This is a genomic window from Plantactinospora sp. GCM10030261, from assembly GCF_042666615.1.
Lineage (GTDB): Bacteria > Actinomycetota > Actinomycetes > Mycobacteriales > Micromonosporaceae > KBS50.
The window spans coordinates 129,563-155,382 of the sequence record NZ_JBHTDD010000009.1; the positions used below are offsets into that span (position 1 = coordinate 129,563).

23 protein-coding genes are annotated in these 25,820 nt (G+C 71.5%); 8 read left to right on the forward strand and 15 right to left on the reverse strand.

Annotation, left to right across the window (positions count from 1 at the left end):
* Positions 1-147: 147 nt before the first annotated feature.
* The 4 genes from ACFQUZ_RS13585 to ACFQUZ_RS13600 form a co-directional block, all read right to left on the reverse strand.
* The gene (locus ACFQUZ_RS13585; protein WP_377441852.1) at positions 148-2,820 is read right to left on the reverse strand and encodes a glycosyl hydrolase; all 2,673 of its coding nucleotides are present in this window, start codon (positions 2,818-2,820) and stop codon (positions 148-150) included.
* A gap of 119 nt (positions 2,821-2,939) precedes the next feature.
* Positions 2,940-3,236, reverse strand: a complete 297-nt coding sequence (locus ACFQUZ_RS13590; protein WP_377441854.1) for a BON domain-containing protein — start codon at positions 3,234-3,236, stop codon at positions 2,940-2,942.
* 27 nt (positions 3,237-3,263) lie between these two features.
* A complete protein-coding gene (locus ACFQUZ_RS13595; protein WP_377441856.1) occupies positions 3,264-3,977 on the reverse strand; it encodes an STAS domain-containing protein in 714 nt (237 codons plus the stop codon).
* Positions 3,974-4,372 (reverse strand): STAS domain-containing protein, encoded by a 399-nt coding sequence (locus tag ACFQUZ_RS13600; RefSeq protein ID WP_377441858.1) that lies wholly within the window; start codon positions 4,370-4,372, stop codon positions 3,974-3,976. Before ACFQUZ_RS13600 ends, ACFQUZ_RS13595 begins: the two co-directional genes overlap by 4 nt.
* A gap of 150 nt (positions 4,373-4,522) precedes the next feature.
* On the opposite strand from ACFQUZ_RS13600, the gene ACFQUZ_RS13605 reads away from it, so the two are divergent.
* The 4 genes from ACFQUZ_RS13605 to ACFQUZ_RS13620 all read left to right on the forward strand — a co-directional run bounded on the left by ACFQUZ_RS13605 (position 4,523) and on the right by ACFQUZ_RS13620 (position 7,569).
* Positions 4,523-5,197 carry a response regulator transcription factor gene (locus ACFQUZ_RS13605; RefSeq protein WP_377441860.1) on the forward strand — a complete coding sequence of 225 codons (675 nt, stop codon included), beginning with the start codon at positions 4,523-4,525 and terminating at the stop codon, positions 5,195-5,197.
* On the forward strand, positions 5,194-6,549 hold the full coding sequence (locus ACFQUZ_RS13610; RefSeq protein WP_377441862.1) for a sensor histidine kinase: 1,356 nt from the start codon (positions 5,194-5,196) through the stop codon (positions 6,547-6,549). The genes ACFQUZ_RS13605 and ACFQUZ_RS13610 overlap by 4 nt, the downstream gene beginning before the upstream one ends.
* Before the next feature lie 19 nt (positions 6,550-6,568).
* On the forward strand, positions 6,569-7,162 hold the full coding sequence (locus tag ACFQUZ_RS13615) for a GerMN domain-containing protein (RefSeq protein ID WP_377441864.1): 594 nt from the start codon (positions 6,569-6,571) through the stop codon (positions 7,160-7,162).
* Positions 7,163-7,299: 137 nt separating this feature from the next.
* Positions 7,300-7,569 carry a GlsB/YeaQ/YmgE family stress response membrane protein gene (locus tag ACFQUZ_RS13620; RefSeq protein ID WP_377441866.1) on the forward strand — a complete coding sequence of 90 codons (270 nt, stop codon included), beginning with the start codon at positions 7,300-7,302 and terminating at the stop codon, positions 7,567-7,569.
* A gap of 122 nt (positions 7,570-7,691) precedes the next feature.
* Here ACFQUZ_RS13620 and ACFQUZ_RS13625 read toward each other — a convergent pair whose 3' ends face one another.
* A complete protein-coding gene (locus ACFQUZ_RS13625; protein WP_377441868.1) occupies positions 7,692-8,450 on the reverse strand; it encodes an alpha/beta fold hydrolase in 759 nt (252 codons plus the stop codon).
* A gap of 28 nt (positions 8,451-8,478) precedes the next feature.
* On the opposite strand from ACFQUZ_RS13625, the gene ACFQUZ_RS13630 reads away from it, so the two are divergent.
* Positions 8,479-9,114 carry a TetR/AcrR family transcriptional regulator gene (locus ACFQUZ_RS13630; protein ID WP_377441870.1) on the forward strand — a complete coding sequence of 212 codons (636 nt, stop codon included), beginning with the start codon at positions 8,479-8,481 and terminating at the stop codon, positions 9,112-9,114.
* Positions 9,115-9,215: 101 nt separating this feature from the next.
* On the opposite strand, the gene ACFQUZ_RS13635 is transcribed toward ACFQUZ_RS13630, so the two are convergent.
* Positions 9,216-10,190 carry a PhzF family phenazine biosynthesis protein gene (locus tag ACFQUZ_RS13635; protein ID WP_377441872.1) on the reverse strand — a complete coding sequence of 325 codons (975 nt, stop codon included), beginning with the start codon at positions 10,188-10,190 and terminating at the stop codon, positions 9,216-9,218.
* Between the two features lie 103 nt (positions 10,191-10,293).
* On the opposite strand from ACFQUZ_RS13635, the gene ACFQUZ_RS13640 reads away from it, so the two are divergent.
* Positions 10,294-11,376: an NYN domain-containing protein gene (locus ACFQUZ_RS13640; RefSeq protein ID WP_377441874.1), complete on the forward strand. Its 1,083-nt coding sequence runs from the start codon at positions 10,294-10,296 to the stop codon at positions 11,374-11,376.
* A gap of 87 nt (positions 11,377-11,463) precedes the next feature.
* On the opposite strand, the gene ACFQUZ_RS13645 is transcribed toward ACFQUZ_RS13640, so the two are convergent.
* Positions 11,464-12,054, reverse strand: coding sequence for a L,D-transpeptidase family protein (locus ACFQUZ_RS13645; protein ID WP_377441877.1), 591 nt, complete (start codon positions 12,052-12,054; stop codon positions 11,464-11,466).
* Between ACFQUZ_RS13645 and ACFQUZ_RS13650 the strand changes: the two genes are divergently transcribed.
* On the forward strand, positions 12,053-12,346 hold the full coding sequence (locus tag ACFQUZ_RS13650) for a hypothetical protein (RefSeq protein ID WP_377441879.1): 294 nt from the start codon (positions 12,053-12,055) through the stop codon (positions 12,344-12,346). The genes ACFQUZ_RS13645 and ACFQUZ_RS13650 overlap by 2 nt on opposite strands.
* Before the next feature lie 141 nt (positions 12,347-12,487).
* A complete protein-coding gene (locus tag ACFQUZ_RS13655; protein ID WP_377441881.1) occupies positions 12,488-13,303 on the forward strand; it encodes a VOC family protein in 816 nt (271 codons plus the stop codon).
* Here the strand turns inward: ACFQUZ_RS13655 and ACFQUZ_RS13660 are convergent.
* The 8 genes from ACFQUZ_RS13660 to ACFQUZ_RS13695 form a co-directional block, all read right to left on the reverse strand.
* Positions 13,278-14,069: a helix-turn-helix domain-containing protein gene (locus tag ACFQUZ_RS13660; protein WP_377441883.1), complete on the reverse strand. Its 792-nt coding sequence runs from the start codon at positions 14,067-14,069 to the stop codon at positions 13,278-13,280. The genes ACFQUZ_RS13655 and ACFQUZ_RS13660 overlap by 26 nt on opposite strands.
* Positions 14,063-14,257: a hypothetical protein gene (locus ACFQUZ_RS13665; protein WP_377441885.1), complete on the reverse strand. Its 195-nt coding sequence runs from the start codon at positions 14,255-14,257 to the stop codon at positions 14,063-14,065. Before ACFQUZ_RS13665 ends, ACFQUZ_RS13660 begins: the two co-directional genes overlap by 7 nt.
* A gap of 123 nt (positions 14,258-14,380) precedes the next feature.
* Positions 14,381-15,610, reverse strand: coding sequence for a TIGR02679 family protein (locus tag ACFQUZ_RS13670; protein WP_377441887.1), 1,230 nt, complete (start codon positions 15,608-15,610; stop codon positions 14,381-14,383).
* A gap of 53 nt (positions 15,611-15,663) precedes the next feature.
* Positions 15,664-19,791 (reverse strand): TIGR02680 family protein, encoded by a 4,128-nt coding sequence (locus ACFQUZ_RS13675; RefSeq protein ID WP_377441889.1) that lies wholly within the window; start codon positions 19,789-19,791, stop codon positions 15,664-15,666.
* 11 nt (positions 19,792-19,802) lie between these two features.
* Positions 19,803-21,194, reverse strand: a complete 1,392-nt coding sequence (locus tag ACFQUZ_RS13680) for a DUF2398 family protein (RefSeq protein ID WP_377441891.1) — start codon at positions 21,192-21,194, stop codon at positions 19,803-19,805.
* Positions 21,191-22,759: a TIGR02677 family protein gene (locus ACFQUZ_RS13685; RefSeq protein ID WP_377441893.1), complete on the reverse strand. Its 1,569-nt coding sequence runs from the start codon at positions 22,757-22,759 to the stop codon at positions 21,191-21,193. The genes ACFQUZ_RS13680 and ACFQUZ_RS13685 overlap by 4 nt, the downstream gene beginning before the upstream one ends.
* 1,011 nt (positions 22,760-23,770) lie before the next feature.
* Entirely contained in the window at positions 23,771-25,033 is a 1,263-nt protein-coding gene (locus ACFQUZ_RS13690) for an ATP-binding protein (RefSeq protein ID WP_377441895.1), read from the reverse strand.
* A gap of 141 nt (positions 25,034-25,174) precedes the next feature.
* Positions 25,175-25,741 carry a hypothetical protein gene (locus ACFQUZ_RS13695; protein WP_377441897.1) on the reverse strand — a complete coding sequence of 189 codons (567 nt, stop codon included), beginning with the start codon at positions 25,739-25,741 and terminating at the stop codon, positions 25,175-25,177.
* Between the last annotated feature and the right edge of the window lie 79 nt (positions 25,742-25,820).

Below are 25,820 nucleotides of genomic sequence, written 5' to 3' on the forward strand. Positions count from 1 at the left end.
GACAGCCCCGGACCGGTCACTCGCTCACAATGCGGTAGCCACCCTCCGAGGAACGGGGCGGTCGGCTGCGGGCGCGGCACCCAGGTGCCGGTCCGGGCCATCGTGACGGGTCCACCCGGTCGCCCCGGGTGGACCCGTCGCCGATGCCTACAGGTCCCGCAGCGGGGTTTTCCAGATACCGCGCCCGTGGGTCGCGGCGTACAGGTTGCCGTCACCGCTGACATGCAGGTCGAACACGGCGGTCAGCGGCAACGCGTACCGCGAACTGCCGGAATTCGCGCCCACCCGCCGCCAGGTGATCCGGTCCGGTCCGGCGCGCCGGTCGGCGACCAGCACCCCGAGGTCCGTGCCGACGACGAGCTTGTCGCCGACCACCACGACGTCGGTGGCGGGCACGTCCGGGAAGCCGACCGACAGGTCGGTCCAGTCCACCGAGACCCCGCCGGCGGTCTTCGCGAGCTTGCCCCGGTAAACGTGCTTGACGCCAGCTCCCGGACCCTCGATGAAGCGCCGGTTGAAGCCGTTGAAGACCAGATAGATGGTGGAGTTCGTCCGATCGTTCGGGTCGAAGGCCACGGCGTTCGGGAAGCGGTTGGGCAGACCGGTCAGGTCCAGGTCGATCCAGGCGCCGCCCCAGTTGGTCACCACCCCGCGGGTGAAGCCGGCGCTGTTGCAATTGGATTGCCCACACCAGGCGGCGAGGTAGGTGTCCTTCGCAGGGTCGGCGGGTGCCGTCGGGTCGGCCACCGCGTCCATCCCGACGATCAACCGGGCGCCGGTGTCATCGAGTTGGTATAGGCGCTGCCAGCCGTTTGACTCCTCGGCGTCGGCCTCCGCCGGCGTGTAGCCGAACGCCAGATCGTGCCGCCAGAACGAGTTGCCGCCGGCCACCCACCGCTCGCTCGCACCGTCGCGGACATTCCTCGATCCACGGATCACGCGGAATGGCGCCGTGAACCGCGCGTTGACGTCCGGCACCGTGATGTCGAAGATCGCGCTGGTCGTGCCGTCACTCTGGCCGCAGTTCTTGGTCAGCCACAGCGCCAGGAAGACGTACTCGTCGAGGATCTCGCAACCGTTTCGCGGGTTCACGATGATGTCACCACCGTCCCCGCCGAACGGACCGACAAGTTCGCGAGCGCCGCCCCGCAGCAGCGAGCCGCCATTGTCCTGGAGGCCACCGGCGACGGTGTGACCACGACCGTTCGGGTCCCGACCGGTACCGACTGAGTAGTACTGCAACGTCCGCAGGGTCGAGTTGTGGTTGGTCCAGTCGACGGCGTGCCCCGCGGTATCCTCCCGGCTGGCCGCGGGGGCCAACGGTCGGGAGTAGACCCCGCCGTCGTTGCCGATCAGAACCGTGCCGCCAACGACGGCGATCGAGTGCTGGTCGGGGTGGGTGGTCGACGGACAACCACCGGACGGCACCGACGGGTCGAAGCAGGGAAGCGAGAAGTTCCAGTACGGCCCGATCGTCTTCCAACTCGCGCCGCCGTCCTCGGTCTCGTAGACCTCTTCGAGGCCCACGTAGACGTGTCGAGGATCGGTCGGGTCCACCTCGATGAAGTTGTTGTACCAGGTCTGAACGCCAACGGGGTAACCCTGGTCGACACCGATGGCCGAGCCCGAATTCTCCAGTTCGGTCGAGTCGGCGACCCGGGTCCACGGACCCAGCACACCGTTGACCGAGTGGTACACGCCGGACAGCGAGCTTGCTCCGGCGGCCAACCCGGCCGGGCTGGACTGCACCAGGTAGAGGTGCCGGCCGTTGGCGGAGGCGGAGAACTCGGCGTTGCCCACGTCGGCGTTGTCGATGTCGCCGGCCAGGTTGACCCGGACGAAGCTGCCGGCCCGCCCACCCCGGGTGGACAGATAGTAGCCGTTGTACGCGGCCCCCGACCGCCACGCGGCGTTTACCAGCACCGTCCTGCCTCGGGACCCGGGCTGGATCAGTACGTCGTTGACGATGTTGTCGTACGGCTTGGTGATGTCGGTGTCCGAGGCGGGGTTCGGCAGGAAGACGAGTTGCCACCGCTCGCTGTGCCGCTTCGGATCGGTGGAATGGCGCCACAACCCGCGGCTGGTGGCAGCGTATACCCAACCGTGCCCGTCGAACTTCAGCTGGTTGATGCTGCGTGACTCCAACTCGTCCCCGCCGACCCGGTCGGCCTGCGTGAAGCCGGTGGACCTGCTGGCCTTGCGGAGCCGGTAGACGCCGGCCCCGGTGTAGGTGGTGGCACCCGTGTTCGCCTCGCCGGTGGCGTACCAGAGGGTGTCCTGTTCGGCGTCGTAGACCAGGTCGCCGGTGGACAGGGCCAGGACGCCGTCCGAGATCGGCTGCCAGGAGCCACCGGTTCCGAGCCGCTTGCGGAACACACCGCCGTTGGCGCCGCCAGCGAACATCCATCCCTTGCCGGCGGCCAGGCCGGTGACGCGGCCGGCGACGTTGCCCCAGCCGCCACCGGAGTTGGAGTACTGCGGGTCACGGTAGTTCGGGTCGTCGGCGTCGTACGGCTTGTCGGTAACCTCGTGCCACCGCGATCCGGTCCCGCGCAGGCCCTTGAGGTCGGCCAGGGCGTCGCCGTACTCGCCCGGGTCGACTGACCCGTACGGTGCCATCCGCGCGACGGCCTCCTGGGTGGCGAAGGTCTTGAGGCCCGCCTGGCCGGCGCTCGCGCCAGCTACGGGCTTCGGCCGTTTGATCGGCCGATCGTCCTCGGCGTACGCGGGTGACATCCCGGCCACCGCGGTGACCAACGCTGTGAGGGTGGCGATGGCGGCACGACCGGCGCCCCGCCCGAAACGATGCCCGTTGAACATCTGCGATCCTCTCGGCAGTGTCCGACGGGCAGCGACATTGCGACCCGTCTACTGCGGACCGTAGCCATCGAGGATCGTCGAGAGAATATCTGTTCGGACGCAACAGGCGCCCGACCCGGCTACCGGATCGGCCGGCCGTCGGAGCTTCGCAGCGCGTTGCAGACGTCGAACACCCCGGGCACCGACCAGGCCAGGTTGCCGGCGACCTGCCGGACCTGCCGATCGGCCACCACGCCGGTGAGGATGACGACCCGATTCTGGACCGTCACGGTGATGCGCTGTTCCCGGGTAGCGTCGTCGGTGTTCAGCCAGTGCGCGACCGACGCGGCGAGCCGCATGTCTCCGGCGTCCGGCTCGGGGGGCACGGGCTCCGACGGCCAGTACCGGTCATCGGGCATCGGCCAGGGCATGACCACGAGATATGTCCTCTCCGTGGTGAGGGGTCACGGTGCGATGCGGGGCGGATCGACCGGAGTCGAACTCCGGGGCCGGGACACGGCCACGGGTTTCGTCCGCCGCCCGGTAGCTCGGGTGCCGGTGCTCGACCCGAACGCGGCGCGCCGTCGGGAGATCCGGGCCAGCGCCTCGGCGCGGCTGTCGAAGATCGGGAATACGCCGTCCAGGCGCATGGTGTGCAGGACGGTCCGGACGAATCGGGATGGTGCGGCGAGCGCCAGCGCGGCGCCGCGGTCGCGGGCGTCGCGGTGGGCCCGGACGAGCAACCCCAGCCCGGTGGGGTCGATCAGATGCACCCGGGTCAGGTCGACCACGATGTGACCGCCGGCCTGGATGGCCCCCTGCAACGCGTTCCGCAGGCTGTCGGCGGACTCGGCGTCGACGTCGCCGGCGGCGGTGACGACGGTGATCCCGGCGATCCGGTCGACGCCGATCCCACCGCGGTCGCGATCGCGGTGCCGCAGGCGGTTGCGGTTGCGGTGCTGCGCGCGAGCCCGGGCCAGTGGCGGATCCGGTGGCAACACGCTGCACCGGGGGCAGTGGTGCGGGCCCGTCGCGAACGGGGAACCGCTCCAGCCGTGCTCGGACACCAGGGTCCAGACGACCTCGGCGTCCGGAAGCACCCGCGCCGTGCCGGAAATGGTGTCGCCGCATCGGTCACAGATCAGGGTCATTCGCTCGTCGTCCGGAACCACGGTCATGGCCGCGTACCTCCCGGTCGTTCACTCGATGCCGGCAGGGCGCCGGCCGTACCGCACCCGGCTACGACGGGCGCCGGTCGGGTGACCATCGGTAGCACCCGGTGCAGTCCGGTGGATCGCAGGATGTCCTGGACGTGGGGGCCCGGGTCACGGATGGTGAGGCTCCCGCCGGCCCGGACCAGCCGGCGGTGCACGTCGAGCAGCAGTCCGATAGCGGCGGCGTCGATGTGCCCGCAGCCGGAAAGGTCCAGCACCACCTGTCCGGGACGCAGCACCATCAGCCGGTCGAACACCACCGTTGTCTCGGGCAGCCGGGCCAGGTCGAAGTCGGTGACGCAGACTTCGACCAACGGCACGGTGCACTGGGTGGAGTCGGGCGGTTGCGGCGAACCCACTGCTGCCCCTTTCGCGGTGAATCCGGGTCGTCCATCACCCTGCTGCCTCGGCTTGGCGGCGACCGCACGGATGTGTGACAGTTGCGTGACAGATCTCGCGTACGCCGAACGCCGTTAGGTGGGCCAGCAGCCGATGGGCATGATTCGGGTATGACGTCCGTACTGGTGATCGAGGACGACGACCGCATCCGGCTGGCGATGCTGCTCGCCCTGGAGGACGAGGGCTACCTCGCCCGGGGTGCGGGGACCGCCGAGGAGGGGTTACGCGCGCAGCGGCGCGACCCGGCCGACTACGTCCTGGTCGACCTGATGCTGCCGGGCTTGGACGGCTTCGAGTGCATCCGGCAGGTGCGGCGCGACGACGATGTCCCGATCGTCGTGGTCAGCGCCCGGGACAACACCCACGACGTCGTCGCCGCGCTGGAGGCTGGCGCCGACGACTATGTGGTCAAACCGGTGGCGATCGAGGAACTGACCGCTCGGCTGCGCGCGTTGCGCCGGCGGGCCCGCGGGCCGGTGGACCCGATCCCCGTGCAGGTGTTCGGGGAGTTGGAGATCAGCCCGGAGGCGGGGGAGGTGCGCCGCGCCGGCCGGCCCGTCGGGGTGACCCGCACCGAGTTCCGGCTGCTCTGCGAGTTGGCCGAGCACGCCGGCCGGGTGCTCTCCCGCCAGCAGTTGTTGCAACGCGTGTGGGGCTACGAGAGCGGTGACGAGCGGGTGGTGGACGTCCACGTGGGACGGTTGCGCCAGAAGATCGAGGCGGACCCGGCTAACCCGCGCCACCTGGTTACCCTCCGGGGCCTCGGCTACAAGCTGCAGCGATGAAACGCCTCGGACTGCGAGCCAGGGTCACCGCCGCGTTCGCCGTCGGCGCGTTGGTGCTGGCCGCGTCGATGGCGTTGGTCTCCTACGAGCTGACCCGTCGATCCCTGCTGACCGAGCGGGAACGTACCGCGGTGCGCGCCGCATATTTCGACGCCGGCGTGGTGGAGTCCGGTCTGGATACCGACAACCCCGACATTCTCGAGGTGCTGCGGACGCTGGACACGGGTGGGACCCGGCGTGCGGTGCTCCGTCGCGACGGCAAGTGGTACGCCCGGCTGCCCGATTCGGGCATCACCGCCGCCATCCCCGGCGACCTGCGACAGCTCGTCGAGAGCGGGGAGCCGGCGGTGCAGCGGGTGCGGGTGGAGGGCCAACCGGTCCTGCTGGTCGGGGTGCCGGTGTCGCGCGGGTCGACCTACTACGAGGTCAACTCGCTGCGGGACCTGGAGCAGAGCTTCCAGATCCTGGGCCTGGTGCTGACCGCGGTGGCCATCGTGGTCGCCGGCTCGGGCGCGACGCTCGGTTGGTACGCCACCCGACACGGCCTGCGCCCGTTGACAGCGGTCACCGACGCCGCCGAGAGCATCGCCGCCGGCGACTTCACGACGCGGTTGGATCCCGCCACCGATCCGGACCTGGCCCGGCTGTCCACCTCGTTCAACCACATGGTGGACCAGCTCGCCCGGCGCATCCAGCGGGACCGCCGGTTCGCCGCCGACGTCAGCCACGAACTGCGGTCGCCACTGCAGACGCTGGCCGCGGCCACGAGTGTCCTGGCCCGCCGCCGACCCGACCACGACGAGCGTACGGCCACCGCCGCCCGGTTGGTGGCCGACGAGGTCGACCGCTTCCAGCGGCTGGTCAACGACCTGCTGGACCTGGCGCGCAGCGATCAGCCGGCGCACCGCGCGCCGGTGGACGTCGAGGATCTGGCCCGCGAGGCATGCCGCGACCGGGAGCTGCCGGACTCCCTCGTCCAGGTGGACCCGGGAACACCCGTGCGGTGGCGGGTGGAGCGGCGGCGGGTCGCGCAGGTGCTGGCCAACCTGCTGGACAATGCCGTCACGTATGGGACGGGTCCGGTCGCGGTACGGCTGGCCCGGGTTGGCGACACCGGGGTGCTGGAGGTCGACGACGCGGGTCCTGGCGTACCGGCCGGCGACCGGGAAGCCATCTTTGACCGGTTCGTGCGGGGTCGGGTGTCCCACACCCGGGGGGCGGGGGAGGGCACCGGCCTGGGGCTGGCGCTCGTCGCCCAGCACGCGGCCGCGCATCGTGGGTCGGTCGGCGTCTCCGATCGACCCGGCGGCGGTGCCCGCTTCCGGGTCACGTTGCCGGAGAGCCTGCCATGATGCCGCCCGGGAGCCCGCCATGAGCCTTGCCGGGCGGGCTGCGGTGATCCGCGGGTACGCCGTTGTGGCGGTCCTGGTCGCGGCCCTGACCGCATGCGGGGTGCCGACGGAGGACGCTCCACGTGCGGTGCAGCCCCCGCGCGGACCCGTGTTCGCGTCGGCCACCGCGACGGCCGACCCGTCCGCCTCGGTGGGCGGGGTGACCGAGGAACTCTGCTTCGTCCGCGACGACCAGTTGGTGTCGGTGGTCCGCCGGATCGCCGATCCGGCCGATGCCGACAACCACCTGCGCGACCTGGTCGCCGGCCCCACCGCCGCCGAGCGTGACAGGCAACTCGCCAGCGCCCTGCCGGGGGCCATCGACGCCACCCGGATCGAGTTGGCGGGCGGGCACGCGGTGGTGAGCGTCGCCGAGATCGGTGAGGGGACGGGCCGCAGCGATGCGGTGCTCGCCTTCGGCCAGGTCGTCTGCACGCTCACCAGCCGGGACGATGTGTCGAGCGTGTCGTTCCGGCTCGACGGTCGTCCGCTGGGAGTGCCTCGGGCGGACGGGTCGCTGACCACACAACCGTTGACGGCCGCCGACTACGCGATCCTGATCGCGCCGCGCTGACAGATCTGGCGCGGCGCCTCCCGACAGCCCATGACAGTCGTGTGACAATCCGGTCCGGGTGCCGATCGACAGTTTTGCCGGTTCGCGGGTTGGGGCACCAGATAGCCGACGTTTCACCCCTTGAAAGGACGGCTCTCGTGGAAATCACCGGTTTCTTCACCGCGATCGTCATAGGGCTGATCATCGGTGCCCTCGCCCGGTTGATCCTGCCCGGGAAGCAGAAGATCGGTCTGATCCTCACCCTGCTGGTCGGTGTGCTCGCGGCGATCCTCGGCACGCTTGTCGCCGGAGCGTTCGGCGTCGCCGACACGCCCGGGATCGACTGGATCGAGCTGCTCATCCAGCTCCTGTTCGCGGTGGTCGGGGTGGCGCTCGTGGCCGGCACCTATGGCCGGCGCCACCACTGACACCAGCTCGGCCCGAGGAGGCGACGGATCGTGGCATCCGTGGCCTCCTCGGCTGTCTGCCCGCGTTCGCAGGACTGGCGCAGCCGGACAGACAGGGCCATGGCGGGCCGCGGTCGCGACGCTCAGCGCAGGAAGGACGCCACGACCGGGGCGAGGGTCGCGGCCGGCACCCCGTGCCACTCACCGGCCAGACTACGATGTACCGCGTTGGGCAGCATGGCCGCCGCGGTGGCGGCCATGCCGGTGAGATCGTCGGTGCTGCCCGTGCTGTCCAGGACCAGCGTCGGCGCGGTGACCCGGGCGAGCAGGTCGGCGTCGACAGCCGCGCTGAGCAGACCGTCGTACGGGAGGGTGTGCGCGACCGACACCATGGCCCGCCAGTGCGGGGTGCCGCGCATGGTGTCCACCATGTCCGGGGGTACGCCGATCGTGGTCAGGAAGTAGGAGACCGCGTCCTCACCGGTCAGTTCCCGCAGCTTGATGATGAAGGCGTGCTGCTCGGTCGAGTCCTCGGCGGGATCGATGGGTGGTTCCAGCAGGGCCATCCGGTGCACGTCGAGGCCGGCCGCGGCGGCGTGCAGGGCCACCAGGCAGCCGGACGAGTATCCGTACAGCGAGACCCGCGGCCCGGCGTGGTCGACAAGGGCGGCGAGATCCTCGACCTCGCGGGCGGGCGCGTACGGCGGGGTGTCGGTGCTGTCGCCGCGGCCTCGGCGGTCGTAGCGGTAGACGGTGAAGTCGGCGGTCAGCAGGTCGGCGAGTTCGTCCAGCGGGCTGTTGGCCCGGAAGTGACCGGCGGCGTCGATGAGGATCAGCGGCGGGCCGGACCCGGCGCGTTCGTACGCGATGCGGGTGCCGTCCGGTGCGGTGACGCTTGGCATGAACTGAACAGTACAGTACAGTCCGGCGATGAGAAAGGACGAAAAACGCCGAGCCATCCTCTCCGCCGCGCTGGCGGAGTTCCTGGAGCACGGCTACGTCGGCGCCGGAGTGGACCGGGTCGCCGCCCGGGCCGGCGCGTCGAAGGTGACGGTGTACGCGCACTTCGCCGACAAGCAGGCCCTCTTCATGGCGGTCATCACCGACGCCATCGCCGAGGCGGAACGGACCGGATTGGCCGCCCTGTCGGCGCTCGCCGAATCCGACGACCTCCCGCGCGACCTGCGCGCCTTCGCCCGTGAGCACATCACCACGGTGACCCGGCCACACCTCGTCCGGCTGCGCCGGACGCTTATCGGAGAGGCCGGCCGCTTTCCCGACCTCGCCCGCGCCTGGCACCGCGCCGCTCCCGAACGCGGCCACGCCACCCTCGCCGGGGTCATCACGCGTCTCGCCGAGCGGGGCCTACTCGTGGCGGCCGATCCGCTACTCGCCGCACAGCATCTCAACTACCTCATCCTGTCGGTCCCGCTCAATGAGGCGATGTTCGGCGTCCGCGAGGCGTACGAAGAGGCGGAGCTGCACCGGTGGGCGGACGAGGCGGTCCGGGTCTTCCTCGCCGCCTATGGCCGGCCGCACCCGCACGGGGACCTCAGTCGGGGATAGGCGGGTCTGACCGCGACATCCAGCCTGGTCGAGCCATCCACCAGTCCGGCGGACCGTCGAGGACCATCCCGGTGACGTCCCGGCGCGCCCGGCCACGCCGGTCAGCCGGTGCGACCGGTGCTGGCCACGCCGCCGACCAGGATCGACACGCCCGTCGGAACCCGGCGTGCGGTCGCGGTGACACTGGCCGGACTCCCGAGCGCGTCACCCATGTCGACGGTCAGGTCGGTGACCCCCTGCCGAGCCAGGTGGGCGGCGAGACAGGCCGTGCTGTTGGCGTTGGCGATGTCCTCGGGAACCCCGATCGACGGGGCGAACATCCGGGCCGTCAGCCGACCGGCCGCGTCCACATTTCCGCTCCGGCGGGCGTGGGTCCTGTCGTTCCGGCAGGGGTGGACCGCCGGCCGCGAATAGACGTAGCAGCCCAGCAGCCCGAACCGGTCGCAGGCGGCGCGGAGCCGACCCAGGTCGGGGGCGAGGGCCGCGACGGCCTCGGGGGTGTCCAGCGGGACCAGCATTCGGGCCCGTCCCAGCGACGCGACGCACGCTCCGGGGGCGACCACGTCGGTGCGCACGCCGAGCGCGGCCAGGACCAGGTCGATCTCGACCGAGGTGGGTTCGCGTACGGTGACCGGGCCGGGATCGAACGCGGCGCGGAACCGGTCGCCGTCCGGGGTGGCGTGGCCGACGAAGGTACGACCCGACACCCGCACCTGGAACTCGTACCTCATGTCCTGGCTCTGGCACCGGTGGCCGACGTGCCGCCGGACCTCGCGATGTCGTCGCCCGGCCAGGAAGGTCAGGGCCGCCACGGTGCCGTGGCCACAGGCCGGCAGTTCCCCCTCCGCGGTGAAGAAGCGCAGGTCCACCGGGCGAGTCGGGTCACCGTCCGCCGGTTCGGTCACGAACACCGCGTGTGACGTGCCGAAGCGGAGCGGCACCTGGCTGCGCTCGGCCGGCGGGATCAGATGCCGCCGGCCGGCCGCCCAGGCGGATTCGTCGACAACCGCGGTCGGACTGCCGCCCCGACCGTCCCGGAGGCAGGCATCGACGATACGCACCGCGGGTTCCGCCACCGGGCCAGGCTAAGGCACCGAGGCACCTGCCCGCCCGCCGCGCTTCGCCTGCCATGCCGGTGACCTCGGCCTGTTGAGCCGCCCCCGGGCGTACGCTGCTTCCGTGGATCAAGAAGACCGGATCGCCCTGTTCCTCGACTACGAGAACCTGGCGCTGGGGGCACGGGACCACCTTGGTAGCGGAACGTTCGACTTCCGCCCGATCGCCGACGCGCTCGCCGAGCGGGGGCGGGTGGTGGTGCGGCGTGCGTACGCCGACTGGTCGTACTTCGACGAGGACCGCCGGATGCTGACCCGGTCCCACGTCGAACTGATCGAGATCCCGCAGCGGATGGGCGTGTCGCGCAAGAACGCCGCCGACATCAAAATGGCCGTCGACGCCATCGAGTTGGCGTTCGAACGGGACTACATCTCGACCTTCGTGATCTGCAGCGGTGACAGTGACTTCACCCCCCTGGTGCACAAGCTGCGCGAACTCAACAAGCAGGTGATCGGCGTGGGGGTGGAGAAGTCCACCTCGGCCTTGCTCCCACCGGCCTGCGACGAGTTCCTGTACTACGACCGGCTGGAGGGTGTCGACCTCACGCCGACACGCGAACGCCGACCAGCGCGACCCGCCGGAACGACCCGCCCGGAACAGCAGCGGGCCGAACGGGTCGAACCGGAGCCGCACCCGGTCCCCGAGGAGCCGGCCCGAGACGTCGAGTCGCTTGTGGTCCTGGTGGTCCAGACCGTCGCCGGCCTGCAGGGCAGCTCCGGCGGCGAGGTGACCGCATCCCAGCTCAAGCGCACCCTGCTGCGCAAGGACCCGACGTTCAGTCAGTCCGACTACGGGTTCCGCACCTTCGGTGAACTCCTGCGGCACCTCGCCCGCAACCGCGCCATCGAGCTGACCGAAGGACCCGCCAAGGGCGACCCGGAGGTCTCGCTACCCGAGCACGGGGACCAGGAGGTGGCCTTCTCGCTGCTGCGCTCGGTGATGCAGGACCTCGCCGGTCGCGACGGCGAGGTGGCGCTGTCCGGGCTGAAGAACCAGATGCGGCGGGCTCGACCAGACTTCAGCGAGAAGAAGCTCGGCTACCGCAGCTTCCTCCAGTTCTGCAAGGCCGCCGCGACGGCCGGTGTGGTCGACCTCCAGTGGAGCCCGGACGCCGACGACTACCTGCTCAGAGTCCGGCCCTCCTGAACCCGGTGCGGCACGCCGGCGGACCGGGTCGGGTGCGCCGGGCGTTTCTTCTGGCCGTCCCCGGTCACCGACAGGGCGCGGGTGACCTCAGTAGACCCAGACCGACGTGCCGACCGGGAGCTCACCGCTCTTCCAGAGCCAGTCCATGGCCGCGATGGACAGCCGGGCGCAGCCGTGGGACGCGGGATAGGGCGGGATGCTGTACGCCCCGTGGACCGCGATGCCGCCGTTGAAATACTTGGGACGGTAGAGCTCACCGAGCGGGGCGTGCCGCCAGCCGTCGATCTGACGGCTGACTGTGAACTTCCCGGTGGGGGTGGTGGCGAGATAGGTGTTGCCGTCCTGCTGGTAGTTCTCGTTCGAACCGGTTGACGTGTTGAAGGTCCTGGTGACCCGGCCGTTGTCGACGATCATGAGAAGCTGCCGCTTGAGATCGATCTCGATCCGGTGACCGCTCCTACTCTTCGCCTTCGGCCGGACACCCTGGTCGAGCGCCTTGCGCGTCTTCGGACCGACGGCGCCGTCGCGGCCGATCCCGGCGGCCTTCTGCAAGGCGTACACGGCCTGCGTCGTGAGGTGTCCGAACTCCCCGTCCGCGGTGCCGTTCCAGTAGCCGAGTTCGGCGAGCCGCCGCTGGAGCGCCACGATCTCCGGGCCGGACTCGCCGTTCTTGAGCATGCCGTCGCTGCCCGCGGACGGCTTCTCGCTCCCGCTCGGTGCGGCGCCGGGGGTCGTCGTGGCGCTCGCCGAAGTGCTCGGCTGCGGCGCAGGTGAGGCGGTGGCTGGCGACGACGCGTTGGGGCTGCTCGTGGCCGCTGGCGACGACGCGTTGGCGCTGCTCGTGGCCGCCGGCGGTGGCGCGCCGGTGGTGTCCGATCCACCACTGCAACCGCCCGCGACCAGGACCACGAGCCCGAGTCCGAGGACCGCCGCGTGTTTCGTCCCTCGAAGCGTCATCGCGCCATTCTGACACCGGCCGGCGAGGGCAGCCACGTCGAGCGTTTGTCCTCAGCCCGATCGCGAGATCACGGTGGCGGTCCGGTCCCCGCCCGGCCTCTGATCCCGACAGAATCTTCAAGACCTGGGGTCGACAGGCAGCGACAGTGGGTGCATGACGACGACGATGACGCCACGGTTGGTGGTCCCTGATCCGGACGCGGCCATCACCTTCTATCGCAAAGCCCTGGGAGCGGACGTCGTGGCGCGGTTCGTGCTCGGGGACGGCTCCGTCACACACGCGGAACTGGCCGTCGGTGAGGCGCGGTTCTCACTCACCGCGGAGGTTGCCGGGTGGGGTCTGCTGAGTCCGGCGGCGGTTGGCGGGACCCCGACGCTCCTCACGCTTGCCGTGCCGGACGCTCGGCGGCAAGGTGAGCGGATGGTCGAGCACGGTGCGGTCGTGATCGTGCCGGTCGAGGACCGACCCTATGGACGCTGCGAGGGTCGTCTTGAGGACCCTTTCGGGCACCTGTGGATCGTCAGTCACGTCACGGAGTCGCTCTCCGATGACGAGATCCGAAATCGTCTGAGCGGCATCGCCGTACCCCCGATCGACGCCGAGGGTGCCGGAGCCGCGTCTGTGGCCCGGATCGTTCCCGACCTGCCGTTGGTCGACCGCGACGGCTCGGTGCGATTCTACGAGGACCACTTCTCGCTGGAACTCGCGATGGATCTGGAGTGGGTGATGACCTTCGTCTCCCCAACGGCTGCCAACGACCAGGTGATCCTCATCCGGAAGGACCCGACGGCGCCGGTTCGCCCGGTGACGACGATCGAGGTCGCGGACGTCGACCATGTCCACGACCGACTGGTGGCGGGTGGGTTCCGGATCGTCCATCCCCTGAGCACCGAGAGCTGGGGCGTACGCCGGTTCTTCGTCGAGGATCCGAACGGCAACGTGATCAACGTGCTGAGCCACGACCGTTGATGCCGGTCCAGGCCCCGGCGAGATCCAGGGGCACATGGTTGATCTGGGCCGTTGCCGCGCCGCGGAGCCGGCTGGGCGCGATTCCCGCCATCTCGGTGAACTCGCGGGACATATGCGCCTGGTCAGCGTAGCCAGCATCGGCGGCAATGGCGGCGAGCTGCGCGGGATCCGCGACCCGCAAGCCGCCCAGTGCCGCTTGGAAGCGGAGGATTCGCTGGTAGTGCTTGGGCGCGACGCCGACGACCTGGCGAAACCTCGGCACCAGCCAGCGCCGGTCGGCCCCGACTGCATCGGCGATGGAGCCTGTCGCGACGCCGCGGCGGATGGCCTGCTCGGCCGCGACCAGCCGGGGATCCGGGGCCGCAGGCCGAAGGTGGCACACGGTCTCCCGCTCCAGGCCGGACAACAGCTCCTCAGCGGAGCGGGCGTGTTCGAGACGCCGAAGCCAGCGACTGCCACCCCAGAAGTCGTGGAGGTCAACGACCTCGTCGACCAGCTCGTGAGCCGGCACCTGAACGACGCGGGACAGGCCGACGGCAGTGAGGGCCAGCCCTGCGGTGGTGCCGGAGATCTCCACCCGCGCGCTGGTCGTACGCGGGCCCACCAGCAGCGCTGTGCCGCCGTGGAGGTCGACAACGATCTGTGCCCGGCCATTCGGTAGCACGACGTGCGCTCCCGGTTGCCCGGTGAGATGGCTCAACCAGAACCACGACACGACGCCGCGGAGAGCGGCGTGGCGAGGGGGGCGACTGGCCGGATTCACCATCGCAACGATACGACCAGACCGCTTCGGCCGGCCTCGGTGTCCGGCTCGGGCCGGAACCCTTTGCGAGGGCCCGGCAGCCGGCGGGTGGGCCAGAGCCGCCGGAGCAGGTCGGCGTCGAGCCAGGTGTGCAGATCCCGCGCCTGACGGACAGTTTCCCGGCTGTATCCCGGGACCCGCTGCAGATCCACCGGCCGCCATCCGGCCGCACGAAACGCCCGCAGCTGCTCGCCCCGCTCGGTCAACGCCTGCGCCCGTGTCGCCTCGGACCGGGAAGCAACCGCGTGCAACTCACGAGCAACGCCTGCCAGCCGCTATCTGGCTTCGGCCGCGCGTAGGTCGGCGATGAGCCGATCGAGCAGCCGTTCCTCCATCACCGCTCGGCCGGTGCGCCGCATCGCCTCGCCCAGCGACTCGTCCCACGGCGTCCGGGTGGGCGTACCGAGCAGTGCCGTGCCGATGCCCGCCACCGGCAGGTAGTCAGCTGCGGCCATCCGCCACGGGACCGCGCCCGGATACCGCTGGAGAGCCGCCGCCGTCAGTCGTACGCCGGTCCAGTCGAAGTCGTTACGCCATCGGATCACCGCTCCCTGAGCGGCACGTAGCAGCGTGTGGACGGCGACCGACGGCACCCCTTCGGTGCAGATCAGCGGTGGGGCCTGGGCGCCGAGCGCGGTGGTGGCCGCGCGCAGCACGGCAGGGTTCTCGCAGACGTAGACCTCGCCGCAGTTCAGCGTCAGCGGTGCCAGGCGCAGTTGGTGCAGGGTGACCCGGATCGGCACACCGGCCTGCGCGGCCTCGGTGAGCCACCGCCCGAGCAGGCCGCCGGTGGCCGGTACGTTGAGCACCAGCACCTGGCTGGCGAGGTCGTCCGGGACCAGACCAACCGATTCCCACAACGCCCGTTCCCGCTCGCCGTCGACCGGGAGCGCCGTCTGCTGCCAGGTGGCGACGGCACGGAGGACGAGCCCGCGCAGCGGCCCGTCGGTGAGGGCCTTCGTGTCCTCCAGCACCCGGTCGGCGAAGACCGGTATCGGCTCGCCGGCCGCGGGCAGCGCGTCCAGAACGCGGATCACGTCATCGAACGGCAGTCCGGTGCGGACGACGCGGGTCAGGGTGCCGTCGCGGCGCAGGCCGTCGAGCCATTCGGCGTACCACGCGGTGTTGGCGTGCCGGCCGTCGTTGGCCACAGCGAGGACGGCGTCGCGGGCCACCGCCTCGCGTTTGAGGTCGGACGGTCGGTTACGCAGCGGGGCCGTCGCGGCGAGCACCTCGATCAGGCCGACTCCGTGGGCGGCGCGTAGGTGGTCGTCCACGTCGCTGAGTCGGACGCTGAGACGGGCCGCAGCGGCGGAGCGGTGGGTGCCGGTGATGCCGATGACCAGGAGACGTTCGTCGTCGGTGGGGGTGGCGAGCGTCACGGTGGTGTCGAGCCGGCCACCGGTGCGTTCGATACTGCGCCGGGCGGCCGCCAGCAACCGCCGCCAGCCGGGCTGATCCACGAGATCCGCCGGACCGTCCGGCCGGTGCCGCCCGGTCGGCACGAGCGACGGGTGTGCTGCGGCCCGATCCGACGGCGGTTCGCCGCGACCGTCGGTCATTCGCCTGCGAGGTCGAGCAGGACGCCGCTCCGGTCAGTTCCGTCCGGATCACCGGGGGCGCGGCGGGTCTCCGGGGAGCCGAGCGCCCGGGCCAGGGTTCCGTCGAAATCGGCGATGTTGGTCGAGCCGTCCCAGACCAGCAGCACGGTGGACACGGCGTGTTCCACCGCGGAGTGCGACAGGTCGTAGTGGGCGGCGCCGCTGACCGCCGGGTGGGTGGCCCAGAGGTCGTAGCCGGTCATGAACAGGTCCAGGTCGAACTGTTTCGCCAGCGCCATCAGCTCACCCCGGCCGGTATCGTCCACGCCGGCGAACGCCTCGTCGAGGCCGAGCAGCCGGGGTGCGTCGGGTCGCGCCGAACCGAACAGCGCGTTGGCGGCGGCGAACAGCGGCAGGTGTAGGGAGACTGACTGTTCGCCGCCGGAGAGCTGGCTGTGCCGGGCCCGGGTCAGCGCCTCCGTGCCGCCGCCGGGCCGGTGCAGGGTGAATGCGAACGTCCGCCACTGCCGGTAGTCGAGGACGTCGCCGAGCAGTTCCCGGTAGGGCCGTTCGGGCGCGCTGGCCCGCGCCGTCTTGATCCGGGCGGCGAAGTGCCGGCGCATGGTGGTGAGCTGGGCCGGCCCGAGCCGGGCCGGGTCGCGTTCGAGGAGCTTGCAGACGTCGCGTTGCTCGGCGTCGAGGTCGTCGGCGAGCCGCCAGCCGACGCCAACGGTGAGCCCCGAAGACATGCGCCGAGCGCGCATCTGGCTGTCCATCGCCGCCACCAGGTCGCGAGCCTCGATGGTGCGGTAGTGGATCTGCCGGGCGAGTTGCCCGAGCAGGGCGTCCTCCAGCACCCGCTGCTCGGAGTCGGTCAATAGCTGCTCCTGGTCGCGACGCTCGCGGGCGATCCGGTCGGCGAAGTGGGCGACGGGGGTGAGGCCCTGCTCGTCGGCGACCCGGACCACGATCACCCCGTCGTCGGTGTCCCACTCGGGCCGGTGGTCGAGGCCGGCGGCGGGAAGCTGCGCCTGCAGATCGGTCAGCGCGCCGGTGAGCCGGGTGGCGCTCTGCTTCAGCGATGTCTCGGTGGGGCTCAACTCCCGGGTGGCCGCGAGGATCGCCTCGTGCAGGGCTGCCACCTGCGGATGCAGCTCGTCGTCCGGGGTCTGCGCCGGCCAGCGTAGGTCGGTGGGGCAGCGCAACAGACCCAACAGGTCCGGCTGGGCGTACGGGCGCAGCCGCTGGGCGTCGTGCTGCGCCTCGGTGACGGCGGCAGTCAGGGCCTGCTCACCCAGTTCCACCCGGGTCAGCGCGGCGACCCGCTGCTCCCGGGCGGCGCCGAATGCGGTACGGGCCTGCTCGACGGTCTGCTCCGCTTCGACGATCGCGTCGGCGGTCCGGGCCACGTCGGCCAGTACCTGTTCCGCGTCAGCGCCCACGCTGTCGCGTAACGTCCGGTACGCCTCCGCCTTCTCCTGGTGCCGCGCGCGGGCGGTGCGAGCGGTCTCCGCCGCTGCGGTGAACCGGTCGACGGCCTCGTCGTGGCGCTGCCGGGCCTGGTCCTCCTGCTCCGCGGCGCGCATGGCGGCTGTCCGCGCCCCCTCCAGGCGTACGCCTCGCTTCTCGAAGCGGCTCACCGCTTCGGCGGTGTCGTCGAGCCGGTCGACCGGCAGCGACCGCTCGGCCGCGCTCCGGCGCAGCGCGGCCGCGGCGGCGGCCCGCTCGGCCAGGGCCTGGTCGAGGCGGGCGGCGGCGGCAGCGCTGGCCTCCTGCCGGGCACGCAGCGTCGCGGCCGCCCGGTCCAGCTCGCGCAGCGCCGTGTGGACCGGCGCGGGCGCCGGCAGGTGCCCGGCGGCGGCGTCCACCGCCGCCAGCAGCGCCTCGACGGACGCCCGCTCGCGGTCCACCGCGCCAAGGTCGGCGTCGATGACTGCCAGCAGCCGGTCGCACTCGGCGACCCGAGCGGCGCGGCGGGCGGACCGGGCAGTCGCGCCGATGTACTCGCAGGAGGTCTTGGCGAACCGGCCGGCGGCGACGCCCTGGGCGTACCGGCCGTCCACGCCGATGGTGACCGACGTGGCGTCGGGCGTGGTCACGTCGGCCAGCAGCACCGAGCTGAGCACCTCGCTGATTCGCGCGGCGGGCACGTCGTCCTGGTCCTCGGGGGTCAGCAGGTCGGCGAGGGTGGACCCGGAGGGCCGCCGGTGCGGCGGCAGCGGCAGCAGGTAGCCGTCCAGGTCGTCGCCGGCCAGCGCGGTCGCCGCGGTCCCGGGATCGGGGTGCAGCCAGGCGTCCAGCAAGCCGGCCGCGTGCAGCGCCGCCTCGACGGATGCCGCGTCCGCGCCGCTCACCCCGTCGGCGAAGCGGACCAGCTGCCACAGCGGCGCGCCGGGTCGGCCGGCACGTGGCGCCGGCCGGGTCACCGGAACCGGCGGCGCGTCGTCGTGCTCGGCGGCGATCCGGTCCCGTTCGGCGGCTACCTCGGCCCACCGGCCGGCCAGCGCCGCCCGCCGCGCCGCCAACGCCGCGAGCCGGTCCCGGCGCTGGGTCACCGCGGCGGCTGTGGCCTCGGCGTACACCTCACGCAGGGTCCGCGCGCCCGGCTCGCCGGTGGTGTCCACGACGGCGGCCAGCGCCTCGGTCAGGTCTGGGCGCGCGAGGTCGGCCAGCAGCCCGGCGTTGCCCTGCGCCCACTGTTCGAGCTGGACGCGCAGCCGGGAGCGGGCCTGCGCGACGGCCTCCTCGGCGCGCCGCTCGGCCTGCTCGGCGTCGGCGGCGGCGGCCGTGGCGCCGGCCGCGTCGGCGGCGGACCGGGCATGGTCCCGGTCGGCCTGGTCGTGCCGCGCCAGCTGCACGCGGACGGCGCGCACGTCGTCGCGGCGGCCGGCGACCCGCGCGGTGATCCGGGCCGCCAGGTCGTCCGGGGCGGCGTCGTCGGCGCTCCAGGTGATCCCGGCTGCCTCGGCGTCGAGCAGGAGATCGTCGGCGAGCCGGTCGGCCGCTGTCCGCGTGTCCCGAGCCGCGACCGTCGCCCGTTCTGATTCGGTACGCCGCCGCGCCGCGGCGCTCTCCTCGGCGACGACGGCCTCGTCGGCCCGCCCGGCCGCCTCGGCCAGGTCCCGCACGTGCCGTTGCAGGTCGGCGAGCTGCTCGTGGGACTGGTACGCCGCCGAGGCCTTCAGACTGTCCAGGTGGGCGCGGAGCCGTCCGGGCTCGCCCTCGACAGCCCGGAGCCGCTCACCCGCCGCGGACTCCGCCTCCGCCGCCGCGTCGGCCGCGTGACAGGCGTCATCGAGTGCGTTCGACTGGCTGGCGACCGCGTCGCGGCGGGCGGTCAGGGCGTCGGCGGCGGCCCGCGCGTGGGTCCGCAGGTAGGTTGAGTACACCGTCAGGAACGCGACCGTGGCACCGTCCGCCGCCACCAGCCCTTCGAGGGTACGGGCGACCGCCTCCATGTCGTCAAACGAGCGGGCGGCCTCCACCAGCAGGTGGTCCTCGACCGGACGCAGCCCCCGTTGCAGCGTGCGGGACAACTCGACCGGGTTCAGGTCTTTGGCCAGCTGCGGCTTGCGCAGGGTCAGCACCAGATCCAGCAGTTGCTCGTAGCGGGCCGGGCCGAGGCCGAACAGCCGTCCGTCGACGAGTTGGCGGTAGTCCTCCGCCGAGTCCCGCACCGCGTCCGCGCCCAGCCGGTCGATCAGGTCGCGGCGGGTCAGCGGCCGGTCGTCGGCGTCCAGCAGCGAGAAGTCCACCCCGACCCGGCCGTCGACCACGAAGTGCCAGCGGGTGACCCGGTCGACGTGCCGGTGGGCCCGCAACCCGATGCCGACGGTCACGTACCGCTCGCCGTCGCCGAACTCCATCCACACGTACGCGTGGGTGACCTCCTGCCCCCGGTAGAGCAGGTTCGACTTCATCGTCCGGTCCTCGCTGGCGAACGGGTTGAGCCGGCGCGGTTCGATCCGCCCGTCGAGGACGAACGGGAACAGCACCTCCAGCGCCTTGGTCTTGCCGGATCCGTTGGGCCCGCGCAACACCAGCCACCCGTCGACGAAGCTGAACTCCTCGTCCCGGTAGTCCCACAGGTTGATGATCCCGGCCCGGGTGGGGGCGAACCGGCGGACGGCGCGTTGCTCGATCACGAAGGTCTTCCTCAGAACAGGGTTTCAGTGGTGGCGCGGGGTTTGACCTTGGCAATGGTGTGGCGGTACCGCCCCACCAGCGGCCGGACGAGCACCCCGCCCGGCGCGGCGGTGACCGCGCCGAAGCGTTCCAGCAGCGCGACCGCCTCGAATCGCAGCCGGTCCGGGTCGGTGTGCCACTGGGCCCCGAACGCGGTCCCGTACCGCTGGAGGATTTCCCCGACGGCGGTACGCAGGAAGCTGTCGGTGATGAACGGCAACCGGCCGGCACCGTCGGCCTCGTCGTGGTCACCCCGGTCCTCGGCGGTCCACGGCTTATCCGGACCGGCGTCATCGAGGCGTACCAGGGTGGCCGCGGGCAGGCCGGCGTCGATGTGACTCGCCAGCGCCTGCTGCCGGGCATCGCCGTCGGGCGGGGGCAGCCGCTTGACCCGGCGGCCGTCGGGATCTGTCACCCGGTCGGCCATTTCCACCGCCAGTAGCACCGCGGCCTGCGCCACCGAGCCAGTACCCGGGAACCGCTCTGCGGTGAACCCGGCGGTGTCCACCAGCAGCACGCCCTCGGCCCGCCGTTCCACCCGGAGCCCCGTCAGCCGGGCCAGATCGGTGGCGAGCGCGGAGCCGCGCAGATGGTTGGCGATCGCCGGTTCGACGTCGGCGTGGTAGACGACCGCTGACTCCACCACCGCTCGCCGGGCCGCCTGGGCCGCCTGCCTGCGCTCGGCATTGCCGCTGCTGCTCACCGCCCGGTCCAGCAGTGCCGACACCGAGTCGATGTGCTGCAGCACCCGGGTCGGCCGGAACAGCGCGAACACCACGTCCCGCGCCACGTCGTACAGCGCCTCCCCGGCGCCCGGGTCACTGGCCCAGGCGGCGCTGGAGCCGTCGGCCAGCCGCAGCACGCCCCGCTCCTCCAGCCAGCCGACCGCGTCCACGAACGCCCGCCGGTCCGGGCCGTGGTCCGGATCCAACCCCAGGCCGGTGATCCGGTTCGCGTCGCCGGCCACCGAGTCGGCCAACTCGCTGAGGGTGATCTGGATCCCGGCGCGGCCCAGCACCGCCAGGCACAACGACAGGTACGCGTAGCGTTGCCGATCGAACGGCCGCCCGGTGCGCGACACCGCCGGCTGGGTGCCGTCGAGCCGGTCCTTCGCCCGTACCAGCCGGGCCGTGGCACCGTGCAGCTCCAACCGGTACCCGAACGCCTCGGCGAGATCCCGGCGCAGGGTGGCGGCGAACCGCCGTGCCCGGGGTAGCGCCCGCTCGTCGGGCCAGGTCGCCGTGATCAGCGGGTGGCGCAGGACCAGCCGGACCGCCCGCTGGTAGTCCGCCAACTCCAACTCCGGGACGTCGACGGCGAACCGGTGGACCACCGGCCGGGGAGCGCTGGATTCCGCGGTCACGCCGGCACCAACTCGGGACGGCGGACCGCGGTGTGCTGCGCGGCGGTGACCGTCAGCGCGTACCCGTCCAGATGCAGCAGGCCCTCGGCGGTGCGCACCGTGGTGAACCGGCCCGGCGTCGGGGTGAGGGTCAGCCGCACGCCGTGCGCGGCGGCCGCCAGCGGCACCCCGGCTCGGCCGCCCACCCGAGCGGCGAGGGCGATGTCGAGCAGACGCAGCAAGACCTGGATCTGCGATGCGTCCAACCGGTGATCGTCCACGCCCACATCAGCGAGCGCGGTCGCCGCGTCGGCCAACCGGCGCTCCCGGGCGAGCTGATCGCCGCGCAGCCGGTGCCGGCGCTCGTCGACCCGGTCCAGCCGGGCCGGCCGTCCCCGGCCCTGACCCGGTGACCGGCCGGTGGTCACCAGAGTGCGGGACAGCTCCACCGCCGGCGCCTCCCACCACGACAGCCGGCTGGCGATCGCCTCCGGATCCGGGTGCGCCACCCCGGCGTGGCGCGGAGCACCCAGGCCGAACACGACGTCGAACAGGGCGTGCGCGGCCTCCTGGGTGCCGGTGTGGGTGAACCACGCGGCCAGGTGCCGCAACTGCGACTCCCGGCTGACCCCACCACGTCGCGCCTCGGTGACCCGGCGCAGCAGAGCCAGAACGTCACCGATCGCGGCGATGGTGGCGTCCGACAACCGGTCCGCCTCGCTGGGCTGCTCCGGGCCCGGCGGCGCCAACCAGGACCGCAGCCCCGCCCAGCGCCGCCGCCAGTCCTCCAGCCGCTGCACCGGGGTGTGGAACAGCCGCTCGTCGGCCTCGGCGGCCGCCTCGATCAGCCGGTCCAGCCCGGTCGCCTCGACCTCGTGCACCGCCGCGCGCAGCCGGGGCGTGTACCGCTGCAACTCGTCGTGGAAGTCCCGCAGGTGCGCCAGCAGCGCGTCCTTGTGCGCCAGGAACACCTCCGGCCGCACGTCGTTGGTCCGCCCCAGGTCACCCAGCATGTGATAGAAGCGCGCGGCCCGCTCGGCGATGTCGGCCAACGCCCGGTCCAGCCGGTTGAACTTGCGGTAGACCTCCTCGGCGTCCCCGGCCTCGTTGGCCACCGCGAGCGCGTTGAGGTCGGCGAGGAGGTCGGCGAAGACCAGCCGGGACAACGTCGAGTCGTCCATGCTCGCCGACAACACCGCCTCCACCGCCCGGTGCGCCCGGTATCCGGCCTCGGTGAACTGGTACACCGAGTGCCGGTTGCGATACTCCGCCAGCGTCGTGGCCCGGGAACCGTCCTGCCCCCGGTCGAGTACCCCCCACTCCACCAGGGCGTCGAGCAGTCGCGGCAACTCCAGCCCGGCCGGGTCCGGGCAGTCGGCGTCCGCCTCGTGCAACGTCGCCAGCGCCGCGGCCACGTCGGAGGTGTGCAGCACCACGTGGTAGCTGGACCGTGCCGAGTCGAACGCCCGTAGCAGCCACAGGTAGGCGAACCGGTTCTCTGCCGTCACGTAACCGAACAGCCGCATCCGGTCGTCCAGCGCGAAGTCGTCCAGCCCGAACGTCGGTCGAGATGGCTGCGCCGTCATCATCTACCTCCCACGGGACGCGGACAGCCACCCACCCTACCCAGGAGGGCCTTTACGGCAGCCGGGCGCGCAGGGATCGGCGGCAGCCTGTCCTGTGGTGGTGGTCGCAGCCCGGACGGGAAGCGGACCTACGGCAAGCCGACCAGCGGTTGCCAACGGCCGAGGAGCGGCAGGGATAGTCCTCGTCGAAGGGTGACCGCGGCCCCCGGGACGTGAGCCGTCACTCGCGGGTCAGCCCTGGTGGCAGCGCGTCTTCGTCGGGTCGGACCTTACTCCGTCGGTGACGGCCAGCCGGGCGAAGGTGTCGTAGTGGCGCTCGGTAGGAGTGGCGGTGTCATGTTGGCCCTCGAAGGGCGACCGATCCGGGCCATCTCCTGATCCTCGCCGAGTTCCGACAGGAAAATACTCGCAAGATCCCGTCGGAAGGATGGTGCCCTAGTGACCGACGAGAGCCGGGTAAGGCAGCGGTTCCCCAGGTTGACGGCTTACCTCGATGACAATCCATGGATTAAGTGGCCGTGGGCTGACGCAGCGGATTGACTCGCGCGCCACCCAGCGGCGGAGCACACCTGACGATCCAGGACAGATCATGCGCGGCCGTTGTTCCATCTGCCAGTAACCGGCGTCGAGGTGGTGGGCGGCTGGTAGGGCAACCCCCTGATTCCGACCGCTGGTCGCAAACCGGGGTTCGTGCGCTCCAGGTGTGGTCCTGGCCGGGCGAGCGGGGGTCCGGGTGACGTGGGTGAACGTGGGCCACTCCCTGCCAGTCCAGGTGAACCCGCAGGTCGCTAGACTAGGCGCTCGCGCCCTCGTAGCTCAGGGGATAGAGCATCGGTTTCCTAACCGGCCGCTCCGGGGCTGTCCGCAGTCCGATGACCTGCGGCTCTGTGCGTCTTGGCTGCGTGTGCCGGCCGTTGTGCGATCCGGTTGCGATCGCTTGCCGAAGATCAGCAGCCACGCCTCTCGGTCTTCGGTAGCACTGAGGGGCTGAGGAGCGACTTGTGAGCGGGCTCAGCCTGTTGTCGAGGCGGAAACCTGCCACAGGGCGCTGACCGGCATTGCGCGGAGCCTGTCGCCGAACGGCAGCGTGGAGGTTCCGGTGTAGAGGACGATGCCGGCGATGAAGTCCTCGCCGAGTCGGTCGGCGAGTCGGCGTAGCCCGCGGAAGTTGTCGGGTCCGACGGTGGTGGCCGCCTTCATCTCGATCCCGACCACCTGGCCGGATCTGTTCTCGAGCACCGCGTCGACTTCGTACCTGCTCTGGTCGCGGTAGTGAGAGAGGTCGACGGGCTGCGCGGACCAGGTGAGCTGGCGGGAGAGTTCGGACAGGACGAATGACTCGAGGAGTGGGCCGAACGGTGCGCCCGGCCGGAGCAGTGCCCGGGCGTCGGTCGCGATCTCGTTGGCGGCGATGCCCGAGTCGACGAAGATCAGCTTTGGTGCGGCGGTGGTGCGGGTGCCCAGGTTGCGGGACCAGCCGGGGATCCGTTTGATCAGGAAGATCTCTTCCAGGGCCTGGAGGTAACGGGCGATCGTCGGTCGACTGAGCCCGAGGGCGGATTCGAGGGAGTTGGCGGCGATGATGGTCGTGGATCTGGCCGCGAGCAGGCGTACCAGCTTGCGTAGCTCGCCCTTGTGCTGGATGTCGGACAGTTGCCGGACGTCGCGGTCGATGAGCGCCTGGACGTAGGCGTCGAGGAATCGTTGGCGGCGGCGTGGGTCGGTGCGAGTGGTGGCCTCGGGGAGGCCGCCGCGTACGATTCGGGCCGCGTAGTCGGCGCGGGTCACCTCCGACTCGTGTCGCAGCTCCGCGCCGAGCGCGAAGACGGCGTCGACGAATCCGTCCGGCGCTGCGTCGAGTTCGCCTTGGGAGAACGGCCAGAGCTCCACGGTCTCCATCCGGCCGGGCAACGCGTCCGGGGCAGCCACCATGCCGAACCGCCGTGATGATCCGGTGAGCAGGTACCGGCCAGGACGGGGATCCTCGTCGACGGCAGCCTTGATGGCCAACAGGAGTTCCGGAGCGCGCTGGATCTCGTCGATGACCAGAGGTTCGGAGGAGTCCACGAACCCGACCGGGTCGGCGATCGCCGCCGCCCGGTCCTGAGCCCGATCAAGATCGCGGCGCTCGGCTAGACGATCGCCGGCAACGAGGCGAACCAGGGTGCTCTTGCCTGCCTGGCGCGCTCCGCTGATCAAGACGACGCGGGTGTCCGCCAGGGCAGCATTGACCTGCGCGGCGGCGCGGCGGGGGATCAGGTGCGAGGTGGGCACGGCGTCATGATAGCGGGTGCATTTCGATCTGCGAGGGCTCATTCTTTCGATCTGCGGAACCAGTCGCGTTCGCTATGCGGTGATCTGGTGTTCGATATGCGGGCCACGTGGGCGGGGGGCGTTCGTGGAAGGGGTCCACCGCTACGCCGCGTTGCTGCGGGTCGCGGCGAGTTCGGGAAAGGCGTCCTCCCAGCGCTGGCGGAGCTGGGGTGGCAGCCGGAGGGTGGACCAGAGTCGCTGGAGGAGGTCAGCATCGAGCCAGGTGTGTAGATCCTCGACGGTACTGGCTTCGGTGAGCACCACCTTGTACATGCTGGCCAGGCGTGCGGGCCGGTTCAGGTCGTACTCGGCGTGCCCGGACCAGTCGACATGCCGCGGAAGACTCACCGTGCCTTCGGTGGGGCCGTGCAGCGCGGCGAGGGTTTCGGCCACCAGGTAGGGCTTGCGGTCACCATAGGGCCGGTAGTCCGCCGGCGGCCGGGGCGATGCCCTGCGCCGGCTGATGTTGGTCGCCCGCCGGACCTCCGGCCTGAGCGCCTGACGGATCGTCTCCCGGCTGTACCCGGTGACCCGCTGCAGGTCCACCGGCCGCCAGCCGGCCGCGTGGAACGCCCGCAGCTGCTCGTCCCGCTCGGTCAACGCGGCGGCCCGCGTCGCCTCATACCGGGAGACGACCGCCTGCAACTCATCCTCGGAGAACCGGCCCATGCCTCTCAGCCTAATACGCTAGGCCCAGCACGCTTGGCGTCTGGTCGTATCTCTGTGCGCAGAGCCAACCGGGCCCTTT

What these genes read in the sequence shown, in the direction of transcription:
- ACFQUZ_RS13585 (WP_377441852.1), bottom strand. Translation starts at nt 2,820, where the DNA reads ATGTTCAACGGGCATCGTTTCGGGCGGGGCGCCGGTCGTGCCGCCATC.
- ACFQUZ_RS13595 (WP_377441856.1), bottom strand. Translation starts at nt 3,977, where the DNA reads ATGACCGTGGTTCCGGACGACGAGCGAATGACCCTGATCTGTGACCGA.
- ACFQUZ_RS13605 (WP_377441860.1), top strand. Translation starts at nt 4,523, where the DNA reads ATGACGTCCGTACTGGTGATCGAGGACGACGACCGCATCCGGCTGGCG.
- ACFQUZ_RS13610 (WP_377441862.1), top strand. Translation starts at nt 5,194, where the DNA reads ATGAAACGCCTCGGACTGCGAGCCAGGGTCACCGCCGCGTTCGCCGTC.
- ACFQUZ_RS13615 (WP_377441864.1), top strand. Translation starts at nt 6,569, where the DNA reads ATGAGCCTTGCCGGGCGGGCTGCGGTGATCCGCGGGTACGCCGTTGTG.
- ACFQUZ_RS13625 (WP_377441868.1), bottom strand. Translation starts at nt 8,450, where the DNA reads ATGCCAAGCGTCACCGCACCGGACGGCACCCGCATCGCGTACGAACGC.
- ACFQUZ_RS13630 (WP_377441870.1), top strand. Translation starts at nt 8,479, where the DNA reads ATGAGAAAGGACGAAAAACGCCGAGCCATCCTCTCCGCCGCGCTGGCG.
- ACFQUZ_RS13650 (WP_377441879.1), top strand. Translation starts at nt 12,053, where the DNA reads ATGCCGTCGCTGCCCGCGGACGGCTTCTCGCTCCCGCTCGGTGCGGCG.
- ACFQUZ_RS13645 (WP_377441877.1), bottom strand. Translation starts at nt 12,054, where the DNA reads ATGCTCAAGAACGGCGAGTCCGGCCCGGAGATCGTGGCGCTCCAGCGG.
- ACFQUZ_RS13655 (WP_377441881.1), top strand. Translation starts at nt 12,488, where the DNA reads ATGACGACGACGATGACGCCACGGTTGGTGGTCCCTGATCCGGACGCG.
- ACFQUZ_RS13660 (WP_377441883.1), bottom strand. Translation starts at nt 14,069, where the DNA reads ATGGTGAATCCGGCCAGTCGCCCCCCTCGCCACGCCGCTCTCCGCGGC.
- ACFQUZ_RS13685 (WP_377441893.1), bottom strand. Translation starts at nt 22,759, where the DNA reads ATGACGGCGCAGCCATCTCGACCGACGTTCGGGCTGGACGACTTCGCG.
- ACFQUZ_RS13695 (WP_377441897.1), bottom strand. Translation starts at nt 25,741, where the DNA reads ATGGGCCGGTTCTCCGAGGATGAGTTGCAGGCGGTCGTCTCCCGGTAT.